Source organism: Armatimonas sp. (assembly GCF_031410135.1).
In the GTDB taxonomy this organism is placed as follows: Bacteria; Armatimonadota; Armatimonadia; order Armatimonadales; family Armatimonadaceae; genus Armatimonas.
Genome location: NZ_JANNYP010000685.1, coordinates 1 through 5,886 on the forward strand (window position 1 = coordinate 1; position 5,886 = coordinate 5,886).

Annotated in this window: 4 protein-coding genes; 2 read left to right on the top strand and 2 right to left on the bottom strand. The window is 58.5% G+C overall.

Translation table 11 applies throughout. The features are described from left to right. A partial coding sequence (locus RMO15_RS25005; protein ID WP_309719061.1) for an anthrone oxygenase family protein occupies positions 1-413 on the top strand: 413 nt, incomplete at its 5' end. Positions 414-533: 120 nt separating this feature from the next. Here the strand turns inward: RMO15_RS25005 and RMO15_RS25010 are convergent. Beyond that, a complete protein-coding gene (locus RMO15_RS25010; RefSeq protein WP_309719064.1) occupies positions 534-2,897 on the bottom strand; it encodes a hypothetical protein in 2,364 nt (787 codons plus the stop codon). Positions 2,898-3,040: 143 nt separating this feature from the next. Between RMO15_RS25010 and RMO15_RS25015 the strand changes: the two genes are divergently transcribed. Then, complete coding sequence (locus tag RMO15_RS25015; protein WP_309719067.1) at positions 3,041-3,784, top strand: sortase; 744 nt, start codon at positions 3,041-3,043, stop codon at positions 3,782-3,784. A gap of 36 nt (positions 3,785-3,820) precedes the next feature. On the opposite strand, the gene RMO15_RS25020 is transcribed toward RMO15_RS25015, so the two are convergent. Then, the coding region (locus RMO15_RS25020; protein ID WP_309719070.1) for a LamG-like jellyroll fold domain-containing protein at positions 3,821-5,886 on the bottom strand (2,066 nt) is incomplete at its 5' end.

Below are 5,886 nucleotides of genomic sequence, written 5' to 3' on the forward strand. Positions count from 1 at the left end.
TCCTGTTCGCCGCCGCCCTCGCCATCAGCCCCTCCCTCAAAAAGCTTGACGCCGAAAACTATATCCTCGTGAAGCAGGTCCAGATCCGCATCCTCCAGGTTGCGATGAGCGGCATTTCCGTCGTCTATATGGTGCTCGCCCTCATCGGCATGCTCCAGGCCCGGGCTGACGGCCTTGCCTCGGTCTTCTCTCTCACGCTCTGGGAGGTGATCCTCGTAGTGCTTGCCCTGGCCTACAGCGGCTTTACCGACATCCCTTACAACATTGCCATCCTCAAATGGAACCCGAAGAACCCGCCCGCCGACTGGGCCAAGACACGCGACGCCTGGGACTTTGCCAACTACGTACGGGCGGTTCCCTGCCTGATCGCCTTCGTGCTCCAGATCACCGCCCTGACTCTGCTCGCACGTTAGCCCCAACAAAGAGCCGTCCCGCCGATCATGGCGGGGCGGCTTTTTTGTAGGCAAGGCTTCTATAGGGGGCGACGAGCGGGCCTTGCTTGCCTCGCATTCGGCTACTTGTCTCCCACTCGTCTACTTGTCTCCCACTCGTCGGCGAACCCAAAGACACAGCACCAGCAAGAGCCCGGCCGCCAGCGAGACCGGCGCGGCATCGTCGCCCGTCCTGGCCAAAGTCGGCGCGGTATCAGCGCTTGCTTCAGGAGTTGCGACGGGCGTCGGGGTTGCGCTTATAGCGGGGGTTGCGGTGGGCGTCGGGGTTGGCGTAGCCGCGGGAATATCCGCCAGGGCAACGGTGAGCCCGATGGAGGTCGCCGTGCCGCCATCCACCGAAGCGATGAGGGAGGCACCGTCAGCGGCAAAGGCTTTGGGAGCGAAGAAATGAGCGAGACGGTCCCAAAGCGAGCCGCCAGCCTTCGAAATGAGCTTCCCGCTCGGCACGGGGATGTCGGCGCAAGCGAAATTGCCCCCGCTGAAGCTGCAATCCACCGCCGTTTCGCCCTCAAATCCCATGGTCAAACGGGCGGACGCCGTGAAGGTACTGGGCAGGGCACCGGTGCAGGTGGTTTTGGTTTTGGCCGTATTGGGCGTGCAGGCAACGCCAGCCGTGCTCGCCAGCGCGGAGAGGTCTGCCGTGGCAAGCGGACTGGTCACCGTGGCCTGGGCGGAAGTCGTGGCGGAGGCGTCTGAGGCGATCTTGGCTACCACCGAAGCCACCCCGCGGGTGGCAGCAGTGGGCACATCGGCGCACGTAAGCGTTCCGGAGGCCACCGTACAAGTTCCACCAGGAGTAGTCCCCGCTGCAACCTGAATACCGCCGGTGGGCAGGGTAGCCCCACTGGGCAAGCTGGCGCTACAGGTGGTAGTTGAACCAGCCACAGCCTTGTTGCAAGAAAAAGCGAGGGCCGCCAGCTGGGCAGTGGACAGGCCAGTGGCAGTACCACTGTTGCCGAACTCAGAAGTCCCTGCGCTCAACGTGGCGCTTGAAGTAACGCTTTGACCGGGAAGGACGGAACTGCTCAGGGAGCTGATAGGGATGTGGAACGTGAACTTGTTGGTAGTATCGCTGCCCACCACGACTCCGTTCACTGCGCTGGGGCCGTAGCTGCCAGTAGTGGCATCGAGGTCATCAGCCGAACCTTCGGTCTTGGAAGTCAAATAGGTTTGGCCTCCGGCGAACGAACCGCCACCTACTTCTGCTACATACAGCTCGACGCGCGCGCCTGGACGGGCAAAGCCTTCAACCTCAAACGTAGCGCCGACGATTTCGCTGCGGGTGAGCACCGGGAAGTTGATCGGAAGGGTCGCGTCGCCCGTGTCGTTGAGGGTCGGGCTGCTCGCTCCAATGGCTCGGGTATTGCCGTAGAATGAGGTGCGAGAAACTCCTGAGGCTTCGGACGTGCCGCCAGCGGCGTACCCGATGGCCGTGTTGTCATGAATGATGTTGTCGGTAAGGTTGCAGGCACGAGCATAGCAATACACTGCGTACAGGCCGGTATTGCTGTAGATTTCGCTCGTCGAGAGGGTAAGGCGATTGGTAGAGCCGTTCAGCGCGCCGTAGCCCCAGTTGTCGACGTTGATGGCAGCGCCATTGGGAACGAATCCGCCCGCCGCCTGGTTGGTGCTGCCGTGAATGCTGCTGCCGGAGATAGTGGCTTGGCAGCCGAGAGCGAGGGACCAATGACCAAGGCCAACCGCCGTGCCGGTGTTGGAAGCAAACTCGCTGCCGCTCACGTTCAGGCTGCCGCGCTGGCAGTAGAGACCGCTGCCCATATAGGTGGAGGTATTGCCGATGAACCGGCTGTTCACGATAGTTGTAGCCGACGCCGCAAGCACTGTATGAATCCCTCCCCCTCCTCCGTGATCGCCAGCGGCATTAACGTAGCTATTGGAGCGGAAATCGACGCTGCTCACCGAGAGCGTTCCGTCATTTAGGATACCGCCACCGTATTCGGCCAGCTGCACGTAGCCGCCTCGAATCGTGATACCGCTCAGGGAAAGGCTTCCAGCGGTGCTCACCTGAAACAGGCGAAACAAGGGTGCCGTGCTGCCGCGATCACCGCTGAGTGCGTCATTGGCGCGGCGGATGATCGTGGTGTCGCGACCCGCCCCTGTGATGGTGATATTGGTGGTGATTTGCGGCAGGCCGTTGCTTGCGTTGTCTGCATTGGTAATGTCGTAGGTTCCTGCGGGCAGGACGATGGTGTCGCTGCCGGAACCGGCGGCGCAGGCGTCAACCGCCGCGTTCGTATTGGCTGCTTTGATCGCCTCGCGCAGGGTGCAGTCACCGTCTACAGTGTAGTTGCCGGAGTTGTAGGCTTCCTGAAGGCCCGCCGTGGAGACGGTGATGGTGGCAGCGTGGGCAGACTCTGGAGCGGACAGCACTCCAATAACGGCTACAGCGCAGATGAAAAAACCTGCGAGTACTGAAATCTTCATCGAAGAACGATAGGTAACATACCATCATGGTACTCCCGGGCTTCCCAGTCGTCTAGAGTGCCGCGCGGCGTTGTTGGTAAGACGTATTCCGCCCCCGAGGTTCCCCGTGTTAGACTGAGGTTCCCAGTGTTAGACTAGAGAGGATGACAGCGCCACTCAAAAAGCCCGACGGCATTACGCGCGGATCTCAGTCCATTGTCCGCAAAGGCGACGTTGCTCTGAAGGGTGATGTTGCTCTGGCTAGGGCGGTTTTGGCGGTACCGAGTTCCACCCAGCAGCCTCACGGTGAGTCCGTGAAAAGCGCTCGCGCACGAGGGGTCCGCTTTGGACTTGCCCTGCTTAGCCTCGCCGCCGCAGGCGTCCTCCTCCTCCCGTACCGCCCTCAAGTGAGCTATGAAGCTGTGGCGATCTACCAGAAAGTTGTCCCTCCTGCGCCCACTCCCGAACCTGCGGCGGTGGCAGCCGAGCTACAAACCCAACCTTCCCGCCAAAACTCGCTGGTGATCCCAAGCATCGGGGTGGACGAGCCTATCGTGGAAGGGAAAAGCCTGGACGTGCTCCTGCGGCAGAGGGGAACCTGGCACCAGCAGGGCAGTTTTGCCTCTGGCAACACCGTCTTGGCAGGGCACCGTTTCCAGTACCTCCCGCCCAACACTGACACCTTCTACAATCTCGGCAAGCTCAAGAAAGGCGCACCCCTCTTCGTGTTCATGGAAGGCACCGTCTACACCTACGAGGCAGCCGACTCCAAGACGGTGGATGAGCGCGATCTAAGCGTGCTTGGCCCGAGCGAGCAGGCCATCCTCACCCTTTACACCTGCGAGGACCTGCTCGAAACCAAACGGTTGGTAGTGACGGCGACGTTGTTGGACGTTTCGCGGCCGTAGCCCTGCTTCCTTCCAGAGCGGAATTCGCCCTGGATCTTACCGACTTACCCGTGTTGCACCGGTGATACGGGTGGCTCCTCGGATGTGCATAGCTCCCTGGCGCACGCCGTTGGTAAGCTCGGGAGCGCCGCCCGTTCCTGTGCTCCAGCCGCCGTTTTCGGTGCCAACGAAGGCGAGACCCCCCGAGCTCATGGAGAGTGAAGTTACATCGAGGTCGGGTAGATCGGAGTTGGTCGTGAGGTAAACCTTCTCTTGGCGGTCGTTTGGCTGGGAGATAGAGGTTACCGCGCCGTCATCAGAACCCGCGCCATTGGTGGCAACCCAAAGAGTTGGCGACTGGGTAAGGCCCGGCCCGGCGATGGTTGGGGTTGGGTCGTCTGAGGCTACTGAGGACGTAGCGCCGAAGGTGCCGTTGTTTCCAGATCCTGAGGAGTCGCTGATATTTTGGCCGGTGCGCTCATCGAGCTTCCAGTATCCGACCAGGTTGCCGGAGTAGCCGTCAAAAGTGCGCCCTGCTAGCTCAGCGTTGTACAAGTTGGTGACGTCGGTGGCCGAGAAGGCGGCAGTGTAGACCCTGGCATTAGCGATGGAACCATTCAGGTATGCTGCATAGTTATCGGCTGGATCGCGTCGGCCAATGCCAAGCGGATAGCTAGCCGAAGAAGTGATCGAACCCAATTGGGCACCCCCAGAAGCAACCAAGACTCCGTTAAGATAAATCCATTTTGCTACGCTGGCATTACTACTGTACACAGCTACGACGTGGTACCAGGTATTTGGCGTAAGGGTAGGAACGTAATTTAACGTGCCTGACGAACCACCGGTGGAAATATTAAACTGAAATCTCGGTGCTCCTGACGAGTTTTGAAAGAGCAGCTCATAGCCAGTGAAAGTATCGTAGCCACCCTTCCCAATAAGGGCTGCTCCCAAATTAACCGTGCTAGGTATGGCAGTATATTTAAACCAACTCGAGAGAGTAATTGCAGTACTGGTGACATTTGTCGTTGACGAGTTCGGAGTAGAAATATAGTCATTCGTCCCATCAAAACTCATCCCCCGCGCCGTCCCCCCAGCTTTAGTAAGCCCAACTGCTGATACATTGTCACTGGCTCCAGAGATAGCCGGAATCACCCGAAGTGGATCGTCTGAAGCTACTGAAGATGTAGCACCGAGGGTTCCGTTGTTAGCATTGCTTGAGGAGTCGTAGATGGTCTGGCCGTCTCGCTCGTTGAGGTGGTAGAGGGCTACAGTGTTGGCGTCGGTGGTGAAGGGGGTTTTGCTAGGAGTGAAGTTTGAAGAGTAGCGGGCGGTATTGGAGAGTCGAAACTCGTCATAATATGCCACCGTACACTGGCTGCAACTAGCACCTCCCTCTACGCCTCGACCGCCAATAAAGGTGTTTGATGTAGCTGAAACTGTACCCGAGGAATACGTGGGCGAAGACGAAAGGCTTTGTTGTACTCCATTCACATAAATTGATGGCACTCCAGCCGTGATCTGGAACACTAAATGATACCAGACATTAGCACTAGCCAAAGCAGATACAGCTGCGACGTTAGTAGACTGTGTGCAGATAGTTGGAATGCTTCCACCACCCAGATAGATCTCGATGTTATTCCCCGCACAATTTCCTCCATTGGTGTATAAGAACCTGTGTGGTGACCCTGCTGGAGCAATAGTTGTAGGATTGTACAGCATCTCAATCGTTATATTTGAGTTCGAATATGAACTCATCGATGCTTTTACTACGCTATTTGTCGTAATGAGTTTCGTGAAGATTGCACCCCCAAAGTTCTTCTGACTGTACCCACTCGTCCCCGTCGTCCCTTCCCGAGTGTAATAGCTAATACCACTGGAGGCTTGGGTTGAATGCTCGTCAATCGTGTCAACGCCCAAGCTATGGCCTATGGCCAAGGTATTGCTCCCCGCTTGGGCGGTGCTGGTGGCAACCGTGGCCGCAAGCGAGTTCACCGTGTTCGAGCGCAGCGCCGGGGTGGTACTGGTGGTGTAGGTTCGTGTGGCAGCAGTTTTGCTGGCTGAATCGCTCTGCACACTGGTCCAGGCATCTACTCCACCAGCCGAGCTGTTACCCGCGTACAGGG